Source organism: Pseudomonas sp. Xaverov 259, assembly GCF_019352915.1.
Classification (GTDB): Bacteria; Pseudomonadota; Gammaproteobacteria; order Pseudomonadales; family Pseudomonadaceae; genus Aquipseudomonas.
The window spans coordinates 258,756-277,526 of record NZ_JAAAFV010000021.1 but is presented as its reverse complement, the minus strand read 5'-3'; the positions used below and the strand labels follow the sequence as shown (position 1 = coordinate 277,526).

Here is an 18,771-nt window from a genome sequence, read left to right as displayed (position 1 = left end):
CCCAACGCAGGACAAGCCTGCTCGCCACAGGAGAAATTGGCTGCCTTCAAAAGTTGTGTAGATACCTATGCCGCGATGAGGGCGTGTCAGCCACCCTATTCACTACTGACCCACCGCTATCGCGGGCAAGCCCGCTCCCACATTTTGATCCGTGCGCCCAAGTTATTGGGCACAAACAAAAATGCCCCGGACCTTTCGGTACGGGGCATTTCTTAACTGTTACGCAACCTGAGTTACGTGGCAGTTGTTACCACTTAGGCTGCTGCAGCGACGTTCAGAGCCTTGATGTGGCCATTCAGGCGGCTCTTATGACGAGCGGCTTTGTTCTTGTGGATGATGCCTTTATCGGCCATACGGTCGATAACAGGCACAGCCAGAACGTAAGCAGCTTGAGCTTTTTCAGCGTCTTTGGTGTCGATGGCTTTAACTACATTCTTGATGTAGGTACGAACCATGGAACGCAGGCTGGCGTTGTGGCTGCGACGCTTCTCAGCCTGTTTTGCACGTTTTTTGGCGGAAGGTGTGTTGGCCACCGTCGAGCTCCTCGAAAGACTTTTTAGGAAATAGCAAACAAAATAGGCCGCGAATCATGCCGATGACTTGATGGGTTGTCAAGGGCGGCTGATGCGAACTGCTGAGTGGTCGATCTGAAGAGTCGGGTGATTTATTTCCGGCGCTTGACCTGTAAACTCGCGAGCTTTGGCTCTGTGCTGTTGCAGGCGCGCAGTATCGCATAAGTGGGCGCTTTGTTCGCCTGCTCTTTATCTAAAGGCGCAAACTCTTTCAATGAATCTGCTCAAATCGTTGGCTGCCGTCAGCTCTATCACGATGATCTCCCGGGTTTTGGGGTTTGTGCGTGACACCCTGCTGGCGCGCATTTTCGGCGCCAGCATGGCCACGGATGCGTTCTTTATTGCCTTTAAGCTGCCCAATCTGCTGCGGCGGATCTTCGCCGAGGGCGCATTTTCCCAGGCGTTTGTGCCGATCCTGGCCGAATACAAAACCCAGCAGGGTGAAGAAGCGACCCGTACCTTTATTGCCTATGTCTCGGGCCTGTTGACCCTGGTCTTGATGCTGGTAACCCTCGTCGGCATGCTCGCCGCGCCCTGGGTGATCTGGGCCACGGCCCCCGGTTTTGCCAATACCCCGGAAAAATTCGCGCTGACCACTGACCTGCTGCGCGTGACCTTTCCTTATATATTGCTGATTTCGCTGTCATCCCTGGCCGGGGCGATCCTCAATACCTGGAACCGTTTCTCGGTGCCGGCCTTCGTGCCGACGTTGCTCAACGTCAGCATGATTATTTTCGCGCTGTTCCTCACGCCGTACTTCGACCCGCCGGTCATGGCCCTGGGCTGGGCTGTACTGGCCGGCGGCCTGGCGCAGTTGCTGTATCAACTGCCGCACCTGAAAAAAATCGGCATGCTCGTGCTGCCGCGCTTGAACCTCAAGGACACCGGCGTTTGGCGTGTGATGCGCAATATGCTGCCGGCGATCCTGGGTGTGTCGGTGAGCCAGATTTCCCTGATCATCAACACCGCGTTCGCGTCCTTGCTGGTTTCCGGTTCGGTATCGTGGATGTATTACGCCGATCGCTTGATGGAATTGCCGTCGGGCGTACTGGGTGTGGCCTTGGGCACAATCTTGCTGCCGACGCTGTCGCGCACCTATGCCAGCAAGGACCGCCAGGAATACTCGCGCATCCTCGACTGGGGCTTGCGCCTGTGCTTTATGCTGGTATTGCCGTGTTCCCTGGCCCTGGGCATTTTGGCTGAGCCGTTGACCGTGTCGCTGTTCCAATACGGCCAATTCAGCGCGTTTGATGCGTCAATGACCCAGCGTGCGCTGGTCGCTTACTCCGTTGGCCTGCTCGGCATTATCGTGATCAAAGTGCTGGCGCCGGGCTTCTACGCCCAGCAAAACATCCGCACGCCGGTCAAGATCGCAATTTTCACCCTGATCGTTACGCAACTGCTCAACCTGGTGTTTATCGGCCCGTTGGCCCATGCCGGCCTGGCCCTCGCCATCAGCGCGGGTGCCTGTATCAACGCAGGGCTGCTGTTTTATCAACTGCGCAAGCAGCAGATGTATCAGCCGCAGCCGGGCTGGGGTCTGTTTGCCCTCAAGCTGTTGGTGGCGGTGGCGATGATGTCGGCAGTGTTGCTGGGCCTGATGCACTTCATGCCCGCCTGGGATCAAGGCCATATGCTTGAGCGCTTCATGCGCCTGGGTGTTCTGGTGGTGGCGGGGGTAGTGGTGTACTTCGGGATGTTGCTGCTGCAAGGCTTCCGTCTGCGTGATTTCAATCGAAAGTCGCTTGGCTAGAGACTTTGCCGTGATAAAACGGTTGTTTTATCGATTCGATCCATTTGGCCTGCGCTGTTGCCTGTCGTCCGGGGCCGGGTGTGGTTATAATCGACCACTTTATGAGCAAGAAGCGCGTTATGCAGCTGGTTCGAGGTCTCCACAACCTGCGCCCCGAGCATCGGGGCTGCGTCGCCACTATTGGCAACTTTGACGGTGTTCACCGTGGCCACCAGGCTATCCTGGGCCGGCTGCGTGAACGTGCGGTCGAGTTGGGCGTGCCCAGCTGCGTGGTGATTTTTGAGCCACAGCCGCGGGAATACTTTACCCCCGAGACGGCGCCGGCACGTTTGGCCCGCCTGCGTGACAAGCTGCAACTGCTGGCTGAAGAGGGCGTAGACCGTGTGCTGTGCCTGGCCTTCAACCAGCGTTTGCAAAGCCTCAGCGCCGCCGAGTTCGTCGACCGCATCCTGGTGGATGGCCTGGGCGTGCAGCACCTGGAGGTTGGCGACGACTTCCGTTTCGGCTGCGACCGCGTCGGCGATTTCGACTTCCTGCAACACGCCGGTGTGAATCAGGGTTTTACCGTCGAAGCCGCGCAAACCGTCGAACTGGACGGCCTGCGCGTGAGCAGTACCCAGGTGCGTAATGCCCTGGCGGCTGCCGACTTCGCCTTGGCCGAGCGTTTGCTCGGTCGCCCGTTCCGCATTGCCGGGCGGGTCTTGCACGGTCAGAAGCTGGCGCGCCAACTGGGCACGCCAACCGCCAACGTGCAGCTCAAACGTCGTCGTGTGCCACTTACCGGGGTTTACCTGGTGAGTGTCGACATCGACGGCCAATCGTGGCCGGGAGTCGCCAACATAGGCGTCAGGCCCACGGTTGCAGGTGATGGCAAGGCCCACCTGGAAGTTCACCTTTTGGATTTTGCCGGTGATTTGTATGACCGGCGTTTAACGGTGGTTTTCCACCAGAAGCTGCGTGAAGAGCAGCGTTTCGCCTCCCTTGAGGCGTTGAAAACGGCGATCAATGCGGATGTCGCCGCCGCCCGTGCACTAGCCGCACCTAGCGCCCATCGCTAACCGAAGAGCCTTAAATGACCGACTATAAAGCCACGCTAAACCTTCCGGACACCGCCTTCCCAATGAAGGCCGGCCTGCCACAGCGCGAACCGCAGATCCTGCAGCGCTGGGACAGTATTGGCCTGTACGGAAAGTTGCGCGAAATTGGCAAGGATCGTCCGAAGTTCGTCCTGCACGACGGCCCTCCTTATGCCAACGGCACGATTCACATCGGTCATGCGCTGAACAAAATTCTCAAGGACATGATCCTGCGTTCGAAAACCCTGTCGGGCTTCGATGCACCTTATGTTCCGGGCTGGGACTGCCACGGCCTGCCGATCGAGCACAAAGTCGAAGTGACCTACGGCAAGAACCTGGGCGCGGATAAAACCCGCGAACTGTGCCGCGCCTACGCCACCGAGCAGATCGAAGGGCAGAAGTCCGAATTCATCCGCCTGGGCGTGCTGGGCGAGTGGGACAACCCGTACAAGACCATGAACTTCAAGAACGAGGCCGGTGAAATCCGCGCCTTGGCCGAAATCGTCAAAGGCGGTTTCGTGTTCAAGGGCCTCAAGCCCGTGAACTGGTGCTTTGACTGCGGTTCGGCCCTGGCTGAAGCGGAAGTCGAGTACGAAGACAAGAAGTCTTCGACCATCGACGTGGCCTTCCCGATCGCCGACGACGCCAAGCTGGCTCAAGCCTTTGGCCTGTCGAGCCTGCCAAAGCCTGCAGCCATCGTGATCTGGACCACCACCCCGTGGACCATCCCGGCCAACCAGGCGCTGAACGTGCACCCGGAATTTACCTACGCGCTGGTGGACGTCGGTGATCGCCTGCTGGTGCTGGCTGAAGAAATGGTCGAGGCCTGCTTGGCGCGCTACGAGCTGCAAGGTTCGGTCATCGCCACCACTACCGGCACCGCGCTGGAACTGATCAACTTCCGTCACCCGTTCTACGACCGTCTGTCGCCAGTTTACCTGGCGGACTACGTGGAACTGGGTTCAGGTACTGGCATTGTTCACTGCTCGCCGGCCTACGGCGTGGATGACTTCGTCATCTGCAAGAAGTACGGCATGGTGAATGACGACATCATCAACCCGGTGCAGAGCAATGGCGTGTACGTGCCGTCGCTGGAGTTCTTCGGCGGCCAGTTCATCTTCAAGGCCGACCAGGCGATCATCGACAAGCTGAGCGAAGTCGGTGCGCTGGTGAAATCCGACACCATCAAGCACAGCTACATGCACTGCTGGCGTCACAAGACCCCGTTGATCTACCGCGCCACGGCGCAGTGGTTTATCGGCATGGACAAAGAGCCGACCAGCGGCGACACCCTGCGTGTGCGCTCGCTTAAAGCCATCGAAGAAACCAAGTTCGTCCCGGCCTGGGGCCAGGCGCGCCTGCACTCGATGATCGCCAACCGCCCGGACTGGTGCATCTCCCGCCAGCGCAACTGGGGCGTGCCGATCCCGTTCTTCCTGAACAAGGAAAGCGGCGAACTGCACCCACGCACCGTCGAGCTGATGGAAGCAGTGGCGCTGCGCGTTGAACAGGAAGGCATCGAAGCCTGGTTCAAGCTGGACGCTGCCGAGCTGTTGGGCGATGAAGCGCCGCTGTACGACAAGATCAGTGACACCCTCGACGTATGGTTCGACTCGGGCACCACCCACTGGCACGTGCTGCGCGGTTCGCACCCGATGGGCCACGCCACCGGCCCGCGTGCCGATCTGTACCTGGAAGGCTCGGACCAACACCGTGGCTGGTTCCACTCGTCGCTGCTGACCGGTTGCGCCATCGACAACCACGCGCCGTATCGCGAACTGCTGACCCACGGCTTCACCGTCGACGAGACGGGCCGCAAGATGTCCAAGTCGCTGAAGAACGTGATCGAGCCGAAAAAGATCAACGACACCTTGGGCGCCGACATCATGCGCCTGTGGGTGGCTTCGACCGATTACTCGGGCGAAATCGCCGTGTCGGACCAGATCCTGGCCCGCAGCGCCGATGCCTACCGCCGTATCCGAAATACCGCACGCTTCCTGCTGTCGAACCTGACCGGTTTCAACCCGGCCACCGACATCCTGCCGGCCGAGGACATGCTCGCCCTGGACCGTTGGGCCGTGGACCGTACCCTGTTGCTGCAGCGCGAGTTGCAGGAACACTACGGCGAATACCGCTTCTGGAACGTGTACTCCAAGATCCACAACTTCTGCGTGCAGGAGCTGGGTGGTTTCTACCTCGATATCATCAAGGACCGCCAGTACACAACCGGCGCCAACAGCAAGGCGCGCCGTTCGGCGCAGACCGCGCTGTACCACATCTCTGAAGCGCTGGTGCGCTGGATCGCACCGATCCTGGCCTTCACCGCCGACGAACTGTGGGAATACCTGCCGGGCGAGCGTAATGAGTCGGTGATGCTCAACACCTGGTACGAAGGCCTGACCGAATTGCCGGCCAACTTCGAACTGGGTCGCGAGTACTGGGAAGGCGTAATGGCCGTCAAAGTGGCGGTGAACAAGGAGCTGGAAGTTCAGCGTGCGGCCAAGGCCGTCGGTGGCAACCTGCAAGCCGAAGTTACCCTGTTTGCCGAGGAAGGCCTGACCGCCGACCTGGCCAAGCTGAGCAACGAACTGCGCTTCGTGCTGATCACCTCGACCGCAAGCCTGGCACCGTTTGCCCAGGCGCCAGCGGACGCCGTGGCCACCGAAGTACCGGGCCTCAAGCTCAAAGTGGTCAAGTCGGCCTTCCCTAAGTGCGCCCGTTGCTGGCACTGCCGTGAAGACGTCGGCGTGAACCCGGAGCATCCGGAAATCTGCGGTCGTTGCGTGGACAACATCAGCGGTGCTGGCGAGGTTCGCCACTATGCCTAATGCTTCCAGCCGTTTCGGACGTCTGGGTTGGCTCGTACTGAGCGTGCTGGTCCTGGTCATTGACCAGGTCAGCAAGGCTCACTTCGAAGGCTCCCTGCAGATGTTCCAGCAAATCGTGGTCATTCCTGACTACTTCAGCTGGACCCTGGCCTACAACACTGGCGCCGCCTTCAGCTTCCTGGCTGACAGCGGCGGCTGGCAGCGCTGGTTGTTCGCCCTGATCGCCGTGGTGGTCAGTGCTGTGCTGGTGGTGTGGCTCAAACGCCTGGGCCGCGATGACACCTGGCTGGCAATCGCCCTGGCCCTGGTGCTGGGCGGCGCGCTGGGCAACTTGTACGACCGCATTGCCCTGGGCCATGTGATCGACTTTATTCTGGTGCATTGGCAGAACCGCTGGTATTTCCCCGCGTTCAACTTTGCCGACAGCGCCATCACCGTCGGTGCAATCATGCTGGCGTTGGATATGTTCAAAAGCAAGAAAACCGGAGAGACCGTCAATGACTGATCAGGTATTGGCTGAGCAACGCATCGGCCAGAACACGGAAGTCACTTTGCATTTCGCATTGCGCCTGGAGAATGGCGACACGGTCGACAGCACGTTCGACAAAGCCCCGGCGACCTTCAAGGTCGGTGACGGCAACCTGCTACCGGGTTTTGAAGCGGCACTGTTCGGTTTCAAAGCCGGCGACAAGCGCACCCTGCAGATCCTGCCGGAAAACGCCTTTGGCCAGCCCAACCCGCAAAACGTGCAGATCATCCCGCGCTCGCAGTTCCAGGACATGGATCTGTCGGAAGGCCTGTTGGTGATCTTCAACGATGCGGCGAACACCGAGCTGCCCGGCGTGGTTAAAACCTTCGATGACGCGCAAGTGACCATCGACTTCAACCACCCGTTGGCCGGTAAAACCTTGACGTTTGACGTTGAAATCATCGACGTTAAAGCGCTCTGACCGACGAAACCGGCGCTTATGGGGCCGGCTTGTGTGGGAGCTGGCTTGCCTGCGATAGCATCACCTCGGTGTACCTGATACACCCAGTCGTCTGCATCGCGGGCAAGCCCGGCTCCCACAGGGGCTCACTCCTGTAGAGTTGAGTTGATCCAATTTCTTGCCCTGCAAGACACGAGGCACAGCATGCAAATCAAACTCGCCAACCCCCGTGGCTTCTGCGCCGGTGTGGACCGGGCGATCGAAATCGTCAATCGCGCCCTGGAAGTGTTCGGGCCGCCGATTTACGTGCGCCATGAAGTCGTCCACAACAAATTCGTGGTTGAAGACCTGCGCGCGCGCGGGGCTATCTTTGTCGAAGAACTCGACCAGGTGCCGGACGACGTTATCGTCATTTTCAGCGCCCACGGCGTGTCCCAGGCCGTACGTACCGAAGCGGCCGGCCGCGGCCTCAAGGTGTTTGACGCCACCTGCCCGCTGGTGACCAAGGTACACATCGAAGTGGCGCGTTATAGCCGCGACGGCCGTGAGTGCATCCTGATCGGCCACGCCGGTCACCCGGAAGTCGAAGGCACCATGGGCCAGTACGACGCCAGCAATGGCGGCGCCATCTACCTGGTGGAAGACGAAAAAGACGTGGCCGAGTTGCAGGTACGTAACCCTGATCGCCTGGCCTTCGTGACGCAAACTACGCTGTCGATGGACGACACCAGCCGTGTGATCGATGCCCTGCGCACGCGCTTCCCGGCGATTGGCGGGCCACGCAAAGACGACATCTGCTACGCCACGCAAAACCGCCAGGACGCGGTCAAGCAACTGGCCGACGAGTGCGATGTGGTCCTGGTGGTGGGCAGCCCCAACAGCTCCAACTCCAACCGCTTGCGCGAACTGGCTGAACGCATGGCCACGCCGGCCTACCTGATCGATGGCGCTGAAGACATGCAGCGCAGTTGGTTCGATGGCGTTGAGCGTATCGGCATCACCGCCGGGGCTTCTGCTCCCGAAGTGCTGGTGCGTGGTGTGATCCAGCAATTGCAGGCCTGGGGTGCTACCGGCGCGGATGAGTTGGACGGCCGTGCAGAGAACGTCACGTTCTCGATGCCCAAGGAGCTACGGGTTCGTTCGCTGCTCTGAGTGCAGCGGTGCCTGTGCCACTGCGGCACAGCGCCTGTTCGGTGGCTTCACTGCGCAGGCTGATACGCCCGCTGGGCGCCAGCACCACTTGATAGAGGCTCTGCGCCGGGTCTGTGCCGCAAATGTGCACCGTACCGGCGCGGAAGCCACCTCCCGCAAACACCGGCTCACCCAGCCCGCTGAAACGTACCTGGCTCTTGACTGGCCCATTGCCGGCCATTGTCACGCGCCCGTTGTTCTGTCGTTCCAACACTATCGGGTTGCTGGTGTCCTGCTGGCCGCGCCCGCTCATGTCCACGATGACCTGCCATCCCAGGCTCCAATCGTTCGCAATGGCCTGAATGATCACTGCGCGATTGCGTGTGATTGCCTCAGTGCGGGCCAATCGCAGGCCTTCGGCAAGCGAGTGGGCCGCGCTGCGTTGCTGCTGCGACGCAAGCAACCCCTTGAAGGCGGGCACTGCCATTTGCGCCAGGACACTGCCGAGGAACAGGCCGAACAGCAGCTCGATCAGGGTGAAACCGCGCTGTTGCATAGGTTGTAGCATAGGTTGTTGCATCGTCTGTCCCTCCGTGGACAAGGTAAATAGTAGGGTGCAGACGTAGGTATAGCCTCCGGTAGCTGCGCCGGATGATGGCCTTTATGTCCAAAGTATTTCCCTTTGTTCCGATCGCAGCGCAAGCCAAAAACCGGCGCTAGTCTTGGGTCGTACAGCAGCTTAGCGCTGCTTTTTTTGGCCTTCGACACGGATGACGACGGTAATGCTTGCCTGCCCGAACAGACCTTTTCCCTACGCGCTGCCTCGGCAGCAAACCGGCATGACCCTGATCGAAGTGCTGGTGGCGGTGCTGATTCTCGCCGTCGGGCTGCTGGGCGCCGCAGTCACCCAGCTCAATGCACTCAAGTACACCGACAGTTCAAGGATGACCAGCCAGGCCAGTTTCATTGCCTACGACATGCTCGACCGAATCCGCGCCAACTCAGGCGCCGACTATGCATGGGGGCTCGCACAACGTGCTCCCGCCAACAGCGCGACCGCCAGCGTGCGGGACCTGGACCTGCATGACTTCGAAGCCAATATCATCGGCTTCGCCGGTGCGAACGCCAAAGGCTCGGTGGTGATCAGCGGTGGCGAGGTGACCGTGAGCATCAGTTGGGACGACTCGCGTGGGGCAAATACCCGTGGGGCGAGGGAAACCTTCACCCTCACCAGCCGCATTACCAGCGACCCGCAGGCGCCTCAATGAGACGCTTTGTTCGTGGCTTCAGCCTGGTGGAGTTGTTGCTCGCGCTGGCTGTCGGATTGCTGCTGGTGCTGGGTGTCAGCCAGGTGGCGATCAGCGCTCGCGCGACTCAAACCAGCCAACAGGCCGCCATGGCGCTGCAGGATGATGCGCGGTTTGTGCTGGGCAAGATGGTCCAGGATATCCGCCAGACGGGTATGTTCGGCTGCCTGGCGACAGCCTCTATCGACAACACGCCGGCAGCCTTTGATCGACCTGTCGGCTGGCTTTCTACTGGCAGTTCCTGGTCGCTGACGCTGGTTACCGCCGATGTTGCAAGTGAGGGCGGCACGCCTGACTGGACGGTGCTCTCTGACTGCCTCGGCACGGCCCAAGCCTATGCGGGGAGCTCACCGCTACCGATGCCCGGGCAGATCCGGTTTGCGCTACGCCAAATCACCTACACCTTTGAAACGGGGCAATTGAAGGTCAGTACACCTGCGGCACCGGCTAAGGCAGTGTTGTTGGATAACGTGCAGGCGTTCGACATCAGTTTCGGCGTGGCGGGCAAACCTGATTCGCTTCAGGCAGTGCGCTATGACGCCAGCCCTGCGGATGCATCGCTGATCCGCAGCGTACGCTTGCGCATGACGCTGCAAGACCCGACCGGGCGTGTGAAAGATCAGGCCTACAGCGTCGTAGCCGCCTTGCGAAACCGGTTGGGGTAGGGCGGCATGTTCAATCATCAAGGTGTTTTTGCGCGGCAAACCGGCATGGTTTTGCTGATCAGCCTGGTGTTTCTGCTGGTGCTGTCACTGATTGGCCTGGCTTCGATGCAAGGGGCGGTGTCCCAGCAAAAGATTACCGGCAGCATATGGCATCGAAACCAGTCATTCCAAAGCGCCGAAAGTGGCCTGAGGTTGGGGGAGTCGGTGATCCGGCGGGCCGGCGCGACGCTGCCGGTGTGTCGGTCGATCACTACCTGTGCGCCGCCAGTGGAGTCGTCGCAGGTGGTAGAGGCTGGCACACACCCAGTTTCAGCGGTCACCTGGGTTGCCCTGAAGGGCGGTCTGTATGGCGTGCAATCCCTGGGAATGGGCATGGGGCTGGCGGGTTTGCCTGCCGAAACACCGGCCGCGTTGTACCGCGTGACGGCGGTTGGGAGCAATGGCCAGGTGCGCACGGTGCTGGAGGCGGTCTATGCACAGGCAGAGGGAGGCCAGAGCGTTCATCGGGTGCTATGGCGACAACTTCACTAATAAGGAGCATATCAATGGGCAAGGATTGCCAAGGTTTTACCCTGATCGAATTACTGAGCGCAGTCGCCATCATCGCGTTTTTGGCCGCAATTGCTTACCCCACGTATACCGGGCAGGTGAAAAAAGCCTACCGCGCGCAGATCGTTGCATTGCTGATTGAGCAGGCTCAGCACCTTGAGCGCTTTTACACGCGCCACGGCACTTTTATTGATGCAAGCGGCGCCAGTGCCGGCAATGATCACTATAGAATCAGCACTGCATTGAGTCCCGAGGCATTCACCTTGGTCGCCTCGCCTGCGGTCGGCGCCCTTATGGCGAATGACCCGTGCGGTGAGTTCAGCTTGTCCAGCACCGGCGTGCGCAGCAATCCGGGCGCGATACCTGAAATGTCGCGCCAGGCGTGTTGGGGGCAATGATGAGAGTGCTGGATGAATGGGCGCCGGGTGCGCTTTTCCCTTTTTATCGGCTGGATCAAATGATGGCTAAGCAACAGCAAGTGGTGATTGTCGGTGGCGGTGTTATCGGCTTGTTGACCGCATTTAACCTCGCCACACAGGGGCAGGCCGTGGTGCTGCTGGAGCGGTCAGGCCTAGGGCAGGAGTCTTCCTGGGCGGGTGGCGGTATTGTTTCGCCGCTGTATCCATGGCGCTACAGCCCGGCGGTCACCGCACTGGCCCATTGGTCGCAGGATTTTTACCCGCAGTTGGCAGAGCGACTCTTTGCAGCCACCGGAGTTGATCCAGAGGTTCACACCACGGGCCTGTACTGGCTGGACCTGGAAGATGAGGCCCAGGCGTTGGCCTGGGCTGCCCGTGAAGGTCGACCGTTGAGCAAGGTGGATGTGTCGGCCGCCCATGATGCGGTGCCGGTGCTGGGGGGTGGATATTCCCAGGCGATCTACATGGCGGACGTGGCCAATGTGCGCAACCCGCGCCTGGTCAAATCCCTCAAGGCCGCGCTGTTGGCGCTTCCCGGCGTGACCCTTCATGAGCAATGCGAAGTCGATGGGTTTGTTATTGAAGATGGCAACGTCGTGGGTGTGAACACCGCTGCGGGGCCGGTCCTGGGCGACCAGGTGGTGCTGGCGGCGGGCGCCTGGAGCGGCGAAATACTCGGCAAACTGGGCCTGTCGCTGCCGGTGGAGCCGGTCAAAGGCCAAATGATTTTGTACAAATGTGCGTCGGATTTTTTGTCGAGCATGGTGCTGGCCAAGGGGCGTTATGCGATCCCACGGCGTGACGGGCACATTCTGATCGGCAGCACGCTGGAGCATGAAGGGTTCGACAAGACTCCGACCGACACGGCCCTGGAGAGCCTGAAGGCGTCGGCGGTGGAGTTGATTCCTGCGCTGGCAGATGCGCAAGTCGTAGGCCACTGGGCCGGTTTGCGTCCCGGTTCACCGGAAGGTATCCCTTATATCGGTGAAGTACCCGGTTTCAAAGGGCTTTGGCTCAACTGCGGGCATTACCGCAATGGGCTGGTGCTCGCGCCGGCCTCCTGCCAATTGTTTGCTGACTTGCTGCTGGGGCGCACACCGATCATCGACCCGGCGCCGTATGCGCCCGCCGGTCGGATCAACGCTGGATAGACTTCGGCCCTTGTTCCAGGTGCGCCTGGGTGCAGTACCACTCCTGGCGTGAACTGAGTGCGCGATCCTGCGGCAGGTGCACGCCGCAGTGGGCGCAGCGCACCATCAAGGCCGCGCCCGGCTCGGCGGAGCGTTGCTGCCTGGCCGCCGGGCTTTTGAATTTGCGCCAGAACCAAACCGCGGCAGCAATGACGGCAATCCAGAACAGTAGACGAAGCATGATGGGCAGTTTCTCGACAGGGAATGCGCCAGTTTAGCCAAGCGCGTGGCCAGCGCACAGTGCATTAATACGACGCCCACAAAAAAGGAGCCCCGAGAGGCTCCTTCTTGATCACGCGGTGTGCAATCAGTCGAACACGCCGAAGGTCATGTAGCTGAACCACGAACGGTCTTCATTGTTGCCCAGGGCCTGCGGTGCTTCTTCTTCGATCACGTCGCCATTGGCGTCATGCGGCTTGAGCTCCGAAGGAATGGCTTCCTTGGCGTCCTGGAACTGCTTCATCACGTCCTGGTTGGCGCGGGTTTCGCCCGGCGGCAACGGTGGGCGGGAACTGATCAGGCCCAAGGTGTATTTGCTCAGCCACGAACGGTTGTCCGCTTCTGCAACCCGAGGCACGAACTGGCCGTCATTCAGGCTTGGAGAGTCGGGGTAGTTGAGCTTCAAGGTTTCCAGGCTGGTGGCTGCCAATGCATCCAGGTGCAATGCCTGGTAAGCCTGAGTCATCACCGCCAGGCCATCACCTACGGATGGGGTTTCCTGGAAGTTCTCAACTACATAACGGCCACGGTTGGCGGCAGCTACATACGCCTGACGGGTCAGGTAGTAGTCGGCCACGTGGATCTCGTAGGACGCCAGCAGGTTGCGCAGGTAGATCATGCGCTGCTTGGCGTCCGGCGCGTAGCGGCTGTTGGGGTAGCGACTGGTGAGCTGGGCGAACTCGTTGTAGGAGTCGCGGGCAGCGCCAGGGTCACGCTTGGTCATGTCCAGCGGCAGGAAGCGCGCCAGCAGGCCAACGTCCTGGTCGAACGAGGTCAGGCCCTTCATGTAGTAGGCGTAGTCCACGTTCGGGTGCTGCGGGTGCAGACGGATAAAACGCTCGGCAGCGGACTTGGCAGCTTCCGGCTCCGCGTTCTTGTAGTTGGCGTAGATCAGCTCGAGCTGTGCCTGGTCGGCGTAGCGCCCGAACGGATAGCGCGACTCCAGGGCCTTCAGCTTGGCTGTGGCACTGGTGTAGCTATTATTGTCCAAGTCTTTTTGAGCTAATTGATACAGCTCGACTTCGCTCAGGTTTTCGTCGACGACTTCCTTTGTTGACGAGCAAGCAGCAGTCATGGCGAGGATGGCGATCAGCAGCAGGTGTTTCACTTGCATGGCGGCTTGCGTCCCTATGACGGCCGCTGTCTTGGGCGGGGCCGTCCTGTTATGATGAGCGCCCCGTTGAAAGCCTCGGGGCAAAAGACGCCGTATTTAACCACAAGCGCGCAGCCGAAACCAAAGGCTGTGCCACGCCTAGTCTGAGCATGTCCGATAAAATTGAACTTCGCGCAGAGGTGCCGTCCGAATTGGGCGGCCAACGCCTCGATCAAGTCGCCGCACAATTATTCGCTGAGCACTCGCGCTCGCGCCTTTCCGCCTGGATCAAAGACGGCCGCCTGACTGTGGATGGAGCGGTTATCCGCCCGCGAGACATAGTCCATGGCGGTGCCATTCTTGAGCTGACTGCCGAGCAGGAAGCCCAGGGAGAATGGGTCGCCCAAGACATCGAGCTGGATATCGTCTATGAAGACGACGACATCCTGGTCATCAACAAACCCGCAGGCCTGGTGGTTCACCCGGCGGTCGGGCACGCTGATGGCACTTTACTCAATGCCTTGTTGCACCACGTGCCGGACATCGTCAACGTACCGCGCTGCGGCATCGTGCACCGCCTGGACAAGGACACCACCGGCTTGATGGTGGTGGCCAAGACCATTCAGGCGCAGACGCAGTTGGTCACACAATTGCAGGCCCGCAGTGTCAGCCGGATCTACGAATGCATCGTGATCGGCGTGGTGGTGGCGGGCGGCAAGATCAACGCCCCGATCGGCCGCCACGGCCAGCAGCGCCAGCGTATGGCGGTGATGGAAGGCGGCAAGCCGGCCGTCAGCCACTACCGTGTGCTGGAGCGTTTCCGGTCCCACACGCATGTGCGGGTCAAGCTGGAAACCGGCCGTACGCACCAGATTCGCGTGCACATGGCGCATATCAACTTCCCGTTGGTCGGAGATCCGGCCTACGGCGGTCGCTTCCGTATTCCGCCAGCGGCCAGCCAGACCATGGTTGAATCGCTGAAAACCTTCCCGCGCCAGGCACTGCATGCACGCTTCCTGGAACTGGATCATCCGACGAGCGGTAAGCGGATGAGCTGGGAATCGCCTCTGCCGGACGATCTGGTCTGGTTGTTGTCGTTGCTCAAGCAGGATCGCGAGGCGTTTGTTGGATGAGTGACTGGCTGATTCCTGACTGGCCCGCGCCGTCGGGAGTCAAAGCCTGCGTCACCACCCGTGCGGGCGGCGTCAGTCTGGCGCCGTTCGACAGCCTTAACCTGGGTGATCATGTCGAGGACAGCCTTGAGGCCGTCCTTGAAAATCGTCGCCGCCTTACCGATACCTTTGATATTCAGCCGGCCTGGCTGCGCCAAGTCCACGGGATGACCGTGGTCGAGGCTGACCCTTCGCGTATCGCTGAAGCCGATGCCAGTTGGACCAGCACGCCCGGCATCGCCTGCACCTCAATGACCGCCGACTGCCTGCCCGCGTTGTTCTGCAACCGCGCCGGTACCCGCGTGGCGGCTGCCCATGCCGGTTGGCGCGGGCTGGCAGCCGGTGTATTGGAAGCCGCCTTCGAAAGCTTGAATGCCGAACCCGATGACGTACTGGTCTGGCTTGGCCCGGCCATCGGCCCGCAAGCCTTTGAGGTCGGCCCCGAAGTGCGTGAAGCCTTCATGCAGCAACTGCCAGCCTCGGCCGAGGCCTTTGTACCCAGCCGTAATCCCGGCAAATACATGGCCGACATCTACCAACTGGCACGCCTGCGCCTGGCCGCGCGCGGTGTCACTGCTGTATACGGTGGTGGTTTGTGCACCGTGACCGATCCACGCTTCTTTTCCTACCGTCGCAGCCCGCGCACCGGTCGGTTCGCCTCCCTTATCTGGCTTGAGCGCTAGACTCTCCTGACTTGGATCAATGCTGATCCACATCAACCATCAGCTGCTTGAATCTTCCAGAATCCACCCCATCTATAAGGGTATCTGGCAGGTTTCTTCATTCAGGATGTGTATTTCTAGCTCCGGCCTGCTCAAAAGGAAGGTGACTAATGCGTATTGATCGTTTAACCAGCAAGTTGCAGTTGGCACTCTCGGACTCCCAATCCCTGGCGGTCGGCCTCGACCATCCGGCGATTGAGCCTGCGCACTTGATGCAGGCGCTTCTGGAACAGCAAGGTGGTTCTATCAAGCCCTTGCTGATGCAGGTTGGCTTTGACGTCAACAGCCTGCGCAAGGAGTTGAGCAAAGAGCTCGACCAACTGCCGAAAATCCAAAACCCTACCGGCGACGTGAACATGTCGCAGGACTTGGCGCGCCTGCTTAACCAGGCCGATCGCCTGGCCCAGCAGAAAGGTGACCAGTTCATCTCCAGCGAACTGGTACTGCTCGCCGCGATGGATGACAACAGCAAGCTTGGCAAACTGTTGCTGGGCCAGGGCGTAAGCAAAAAAGCCCTGGAAAACGCCATCAACAACCTGCGTGGCGGCGAGGCGGTGAATGACCCCAATCATGAGGAGTCGCGCCAGGCTCTGGACAAATACACCGTCGACCTGACCAAGCGCGCCGAAGAAGGCAAGCTGGACCCGGTGATCGGTCGTGACGACGAAATTCGGCGCACCATCCAGGTGTTGCAACGCCGCACCAAGAACAACCCGGTGCTGATCGGTGAACCTGGCGTGGGTAAAACCGCGATTGCCGAAGGCCTGGCTCAGCGCATCATTAATGGTGAAGTGCCGGACGGCCTTAAAGGCAAGCGCCTGTTGTCCCTGGACATGGGGTCGCTGATCGCCGGTGCCAAGTTCCGTGGCGAGTTCGAAGAGCGCCTCAAATCCCTGCTTAATGAACTGTCGAAGCAGGAAGGGCAGATCATTCTGTTTATCGATGAACTGCACACCATGGTCGGCGCCGGCAAAGGCGAAGGTTCGATGGATGCCGGCAACATGCTCAAGCCCGCCTTGGCGCGGGGTGAGTTGCATTGCGTTGGCGCAACCACGCTCAACGAGTATCGCCAGTACATTGAAAAGGACGCAGCCCTCGAGCGGCGCTTCCAGAAAGTATTGGTGGAAGAACCGAGCGAAGAAGACACCATCGCCATTCTGCGTGGCCTCAAGGAGCGTTATGAGGTGCACCACAAGGTGGCGATCACGGACGGCGCGATCATTGCGGCGGCCAAACTGAGCCATCGCTATATCACTGACCGTCAGTTGCCGGACAAGGCCATCGACCTGATCGACGAAGCGGCCAGCCGCATCCGCATGGAGATCGATTCCAAGCCGGAAGTGCTCGACCGTCTGGATAGGCGCCTGATTCAACTCAAAGTTGAATCCCAGGCGCTTAAGAAAGAAGAAGACGAGGCCGCGAAGAAACGCCTGGAAAAACTTCAGGAAGAAATCCTGCGTCTGGAGCGCGAGTATTCGGACCTCGAAGAAATCTGGACCTCGGAAAAAGCCGAAGTACAGGGTTCTGCGCAGATCCAGCAAAAGATCGAGCAGTCCCGCCAAGAGCTGGAAGCGGCACGCCGTAAAGGCGACCTGAACCGCATGGCCGAGTTGCAGTACGGGGTGATCCCGGACCTGGAGCGCAGCCTGCAAATGGTCGACCAGCACGGCAAGCCTGAGAACCAGCTGCTGCGCAGCAAGGTGACCGAGGAAGAAATTGCCGAAGTGGTCTCCAAGTGGACCGGCATTCCTGTGTCAAAAATGCTTGAAGGCGAACGCGACAAGCTGCTGAAGATGGAAAGCCTGCTGCACCAGCGCGTCATCGGCCAGGAAGAGGCCGTGGTGGCAGTGTCCAACGCGGTACGGCGTTCGCGGGCCGGCTTGTCCGACCCGAACCGTCCGAGCGGCTCGTTCATGTTCCTCGGCCCAACCGGCGTGGGTAAGACCGAGCTGTGCAAGGCCTTGGCCGAGTTCCTCTTTGATACTGAAGAGGCCATGGTGCGGATCGATATGTCCGAATTCATGGAGAAACACTCGGTGGCGCGCTTGATCGGTGCTCCACCAGGCTATGTGGGCTATGAAGAAGGCGGTTACCTGACCGAAGCCGTGCGGCGTAAGCCTTACTCGGTGATCCTGCTGGATGAGGTCGAGAAGGCTCACCCGGATGTGTTCAACATCTTGCTGCAGGTGCTGGAAGATGGCCGGTTGACGGACAGCCACGGGCGCACGGTGGACTTCCGTAATACGGTGATCGTGATGACCTCCAACCTGGGCTCGGCGCAGATTCAGGAGCTGGTTGGTGATCGTGAGGCCCAGCGCGCGGCGGTGATGGATGCGCTGACCTCGCACTTCCGCCCGGAATTTATCAACCGGGTCGACGAAGTGGTGATCTTCGAGCCACTGGCGCGGGATCAGATCGCGGGTATTACCGAGATCCAGCTGGGCCGCCTGCGCAGCCGCCTGGCCGAGCGTGAGCTTGACCTGGAGCTGAGCAGCGAGGCGTTGGACAAGCTGATCGCGGTGGGTTACGACCCAGTGTATGGCGCACGGCCTTTGAAACGTGCGATTCAGCGCTGGATCGAGAACCCGTTGGCGCAGTTGATCCTGTCGGGCAGCTTCATGCCGGGAACCAGCGTGGCGGCCACGGTGGAAAACGACCAAATCGTCTTCCACTGAGCCCGACCTGTATGGCGATAAGAGGAGGCCCCGCATTGCGGGGCCTTTTTTTTCGATAGGGCGTTGAACTGTAAGGCAAAGGCTTGTAAAGTGCGCCCCGCAGCAACGTCAGCCCACGGATTTCTTCTCCCCAAGAAGAAATCAGAAACAAGCGCAAATCATTGTCTTAAAAGCAATTTAAAGGGTTGACAGGGGTTTTTAAGATTGTAGAATAGCGCGCCTCAGAGACGTGAACGTAGCGATACGGACAAGCCGAAGAGAAGGTTACAAAGCAGTAAAAGTTGTAAATTTGAAATATGTAGTTCCGTGATAGCTCAGTCGGTAGAGCAAATGACTGTTAATCATTGGGTCCCAGGTTCGAGTCCTGGTCACGGAGCCAATTTCAAAACCGGGGTATAGCGCAGTCCGGTAGCGCGCCTGCTTTGGGAGCAGGATGTCAGGAGTTCGAATCCCCTTACCCCGACCATTTTT

At 59.9% G+C, this 18,771-nt stretch carries 19 protein-coding genes and 2 tRNA genes; 17 read left to right on the top strand and 4 right to left on the bottom strand.

Translation table 11 applies throughout. The features are described 5' to 3' along the window. On the top strand, positions 1–216 hold a 216-nt coding region (locus K0H48_RS06610), incomplete at its 5' end, for a hypothetical protein (protein WP_219266847.1). A gap of 38 nt (positions 217–254) precedes the next feature. On the opposite strand, the gene rpsT is transcribed toward K0H48_RS06610, so the two are convergent. Beyond that, on the bottom strand, positions 255–533 hold the full coding sequence (gene rpsT, locus K0H48_RS06605) for a 30S ribosomal protein S20 (protein ID WP_003171647.1): 279 nt from the start codon (positions 531–533) through the stop codon (positions 255–257). Between the two features lie 253 nt (positions 534–786). Between rpsT and murJ the strand changes: the two genes are divergently transcribed. The 6 genes from murJ (at position 787) to ispH (ending at position 8,310) form a co-directional block, all read left to right on the top strand. Next, a complete protein-coding gene (gene murJ / locus K0H48_RS06600) occupies positions 787–2,325 on the top strand; it encodes a murein biosynthesis integral membrane protein MurJ (protein ID WP_056859107.1) in 1,539 nt (512 codons plus the stop codon). A 119-nt stretch (positions 2,326–2,444) separates the two neighbouring features. Continuing rightward, the gene (gene ribF, locus K0H48_RS06595) at positions 2,445–3,383 is read left to right on the top strand and encodes a bifunctional riboflavin kinase/FAD synthetase (protein ID WP_016971190.1); all 939 of its coding nucleotides are present in this window, start codon (positions 2,445–2,447) and stop codon (positions 3,381–3,383) included. Positions 3,384–3,397: 14 nt separating this feature from the next. Continuing rightward, positions 3,398–6,229 carry an isoleucine--tRNA ligase gene (gene ileS, locus K0H48_RS06590; RefSeq protein ID WP_056859106.1) on the top strand — a complete coding sequence of 944 codons (2,832 nt, stop codon included), beginning with the start codon at positions 3,398–3,400 and terminating at the stop codon, positions 6,227–6,229. After that, positions 6,222–6,734: a signal peptidase II gene (lspA, locus tag K0H48_RS06585; protein ID WP_138816904.1), complete on the top strand. Its 513-nt coding sequence runs from the start codon at positions 6,222–6,224 to the stop codon at positions 6,732–6,734. The genes ileS and lspA overlap by 8 nt, the downstream gene beginning before the upstream one ends. 7 nt (positions 6,735–6,741) lie before the next feature. Further along, positions 6,742–7,179 carry an FKBP-type peptidyl-prolyl cis-trans isomerase gene (fkpB, locus tag K0H48_RS06580; protein WP_010213263.1) on the top strand — a complete coding sequence of 146 codons (438 nt, stop codon included), beginning with the start codon at positions 6,742–6,744 and terminating at the stop codon, positions 7,177–7,179. Between the two features lie 183 nt (positions 7,180–7,362). After that, positions 7,363–8,310: a 4-hydroxy-3-methylbut-2-enyl diphosphate reductase gene (gene ispH, locus K0H48_RS06575; protein WP_138816903.1), complete on the top strand. Its 948-nt coding sequence runs from the start codon at positions 7,363–7,365 to the stop codon at positions 8,308–8,310. Here ispH and K0H48_RS06570 read toward each other — a convergent pair. Further along, positions 8,264–8,845 carry a GspH/FimT family pseudopilin gene (locus K0H48_RS06570; RefSeq protein WP_219266926.1) on the bottom strand — a complete coding sequence of 194 codons (582 nt, stop codon included), beginning with the start codon at positions 8,843–8,845 and terminating at the stop codon, positions 8,264–8,266. The genes ispH and K0H48_RS06570 overlap by 47 nt on opposite strands. 226 nt (positions 8,846–9,071) lie before the next feature. On the opposite strand from K0H48_RS06570, the gene pilV reads away from it, so the two are divergent. From pilV to thiO, 5 genes are all read left to right on the top strand, one after another. Then, positions 9,072–9,557, top strand: coding sequence for a type IV pilus modification protein PilV (gene pilV, locus K0H48_RS06565; RefSeq protein WP_219266846.1), 486 nt, complete (start codon positions 9,072–9,074; stop codon positions 9,555–9,557). After that, entirely contained in the window at positions 9,554–10,261 is a 708-nt protein-coding gene (locus K0H48_RS06560; RefSeq protein WP_219266845.1) for a prepilin-type N-terminal cleavage/methylation domain-containing protein, read from the top strand. Before pilV ends, K0H48_RS06560 begins: the two co-directional genes overlap by 4 nt. 6 nt (positions 10,262–10,267) lie before the next feature. Then, positions 10,268–10,792, top strand: coding sequence for a PilX N-terminal domain-containing pilus assembly protein (locus K0H48_RS06555; RefSeq protein WP_219266844.1), 525 nt, complete (start codon positions 10,268–10,270; stop codon positions 10,790–10,792). Between the two features lie 14 nt (positions 10,793–10,806). Then, a complete protein-coding gene (locus tag K0H48_RS06550) occupies positions 10,807–11,208 on the top strand; it encodes a type IV pilin protein (RefSeq protein WP_219266843.1) in 402 nt (133 codons plus the stop codon). Between the two features lie 62 nt (positions 11,209–11,270). Beyond that, positions 11,271–12,380, top strand: a complete 1,110-nt coding sequence (gene thiO, locus K0H48_RS06545; RefSeq protein WP_219266842.1) for a glycine oxidase ThiO — start codon at positions 11,271–11,273, stop codon at positions 12,378–12,380. On the opposite strand, the gene K0H48_RS06540 is transcribed toward thiO, so the two are convergent. Both K0H48_RS06540 and K0H48_RS06535 read right to left on the bottom strand, forming a co-directional pair. Beyond that, positions 12,367–12,600 carry a PP0621 family protein gene (locus K0H48_RS06540; protein WP_219266841.1) on the bottom strand — a complete coding sequence of 78 codons (234 nt, stop codon included), beginning with the start codon at positions 12,598–12,600 and terminating at the stop codon, positions 12,367–12,369. The two genes, thiO and K0H48_RS06540, sit on opposite strands and share 14 nt — an antisense overlap. 126 nt (positions 12,601–12,726) lie before the next feature. Further along, complete coding sequence (locus tag K0H48_RS06535) at positions 12,727–13,752, bottom strand: outer membrane protein assembly factor BamD (RefSeq protein WP_200432631.1); 1,026 nt, start codon at positions 13,750–13,752, stop codon at positions 12,727–12,729. A gap of 149 nt (positions 13,753–13,901) precedes the next feature. Between K0H48_RS06535 and rluD the strand changes: the two genes are divergently transcribed. From rluD to K0H48_RS06510, 5 genes are all read left to right on the top strand, one after another. Beyond that, positions 13,902–14,864, top strand: a complete 963-nt coding sequence (rluD, locus tag K0H48_RS06530) for a 23S rRNA pseudouridine(1911/1915/1917) synthase RluD (RefSeq protein WP_017137596.1) — start codon at positions 13,902–13,904, stop codon at positions 14,862–14,864. Further along, positions 14,861–15,586, top strand: a complete 726-nt coding sequence (gene pgeF, locus K0H48_RS06525; protein ID WP_219266840.1) for a peptidoglycan editing factor PgeF — start codon at positions 14,861–14,863, stop codon at positions 15,584–15,586. Before rluD ends, pgeF begins: the two co-directional genes overlap by 4 nt. Positions 15,587–15,735: 149 nt before the next feature. After that, positions 15,736–18,300 (top strand): ATP-dependent chaperone ClpB, encoded by a 2,565-nt coding sequence (gene clpB, locus K0H48_RS06520; RefSeq protein WP_219266839.1) that lies wholly within the window; start codon positions 15,736–15,738, stop codon positions 18,298–18,300. 303 nt (positions 18,301–18,603) lie between these two features. After that, a tRNA-Asn gene (locus K0H48_RS06515) sits at positions 18,604–18,679 on the top strand. A gap of 10 nt (positions 18,680–18,689) precedes the next feature. Continuing rightward, a tRNA-Pro gene (locus tag K0H48_RS06510) sits at positions 18,690–18,766 on the top strand. Positions 18,767–18,771: the final 5 nt, after the last annotated feature.

Coding starts and splice junctions, on each gene's coding strand:
- K0H48_RS06560 (WP_219266845.1), top strand. CDS start 9,554: ATGAGACGCTTTGTTCGTGGCTTCAGCCTGGTGGAGTTGTTGCTCGCG.
- pilV (WP_219266846.1), top strand. CDS start 9,072: ATGCTTGCCTGCCCGAACAGACCTTTTCCCTACGCGCTGCCTCGGCAG.
- thiO (WP_219266842.1), top strand. CDS start 11,271: ATGGCTAAGCAACAGCAAGTGGTGATTGTCGGTGGCGGTGTTATCGGC.
- murJ (WP_056859107.1), top strand. CDS start 787: ATGAATCTGCTCAAATCGTTGGCTGCCGTCAGCTCTATCACGATGATC.
- K0H48_RS06550 (WP_219266843.1), top strand. CDS start 10,807: ATGGGCAAGGATTGCCAAGGTTTTACCCTGATCGAATTACTGAGCGCA.
- lspA (WP_138816904.1), top strand. CDS start 6,222: ATGCCTAATGCTTCCAGCCGTTTCGGACGTCTGGGTTGGCTCGTACTG.
- rluD (WP_017137596.1), top strand. CDS start 13,902: ATGTCCGATAAAATTGAACTTCGCGCAGAGGTGCCGTCCGAATTGGGC.
- K0H48_RS06535 (WP_200432631.1), bottom strand. CDS start 13,752: ATGCAAGTGAAACACCTGCTGCTGATCGCCATCCTCGCCATGACTGCT.
- ileS (WP_056859106.1), top strand. CDS start 3,398: ATGACCGACTATAAAGCCACGCTAAACCTTCCGGACACCGCCTTCCCA.
- ispH (WP_138816903.1), top strand. CDS start 7,363: ATGCAAATCAAACTCGCCAACCCCCGTGGCTTCTGCGCCGGTGTGGAC.
- K0H48_RS06540 (WP_219266841.1), bottom strand. CDS start 12,600: ATGCTTCGTCTACTGTTCTGGATTGCCGTCATTGCTGCCGCGGTTTGG.
- ribF (WP_016971190.1), top strand. CDS start 2,445: ATGCAGCTGGTTCGAGGTCTCCACAACCTGCGCCCCGAGCATCGGGGC.
- pgeF (WP_219266840.1), top strand. CDS start 14,861: ATGAGTGACTGGCTGATTCCTGACTGGCCCGCGCCGTCGGGAGTCAAA.
- clpB (WP_219266839.1), top strand. CDS start 15,736: ATGCGTATTGATCGTTTAACCAGCAAGTTGCAGTTGGCACTCTCGGAC.
- K0H48_RS06555 (WP_219266844.1), top strand. CDS start 10,268: ATGTTCAATCATCAAGGTGTTTTTGCGCGGCAAACCGGCATGGTTTTG.
- K0H48_RS06570 (WP_219266926.1), bottom strand. CDS start 8,845: ATGCAACAGCGCGGTTTCACCCTGATCGAGCTGCTGTTCGGCCTGTTC.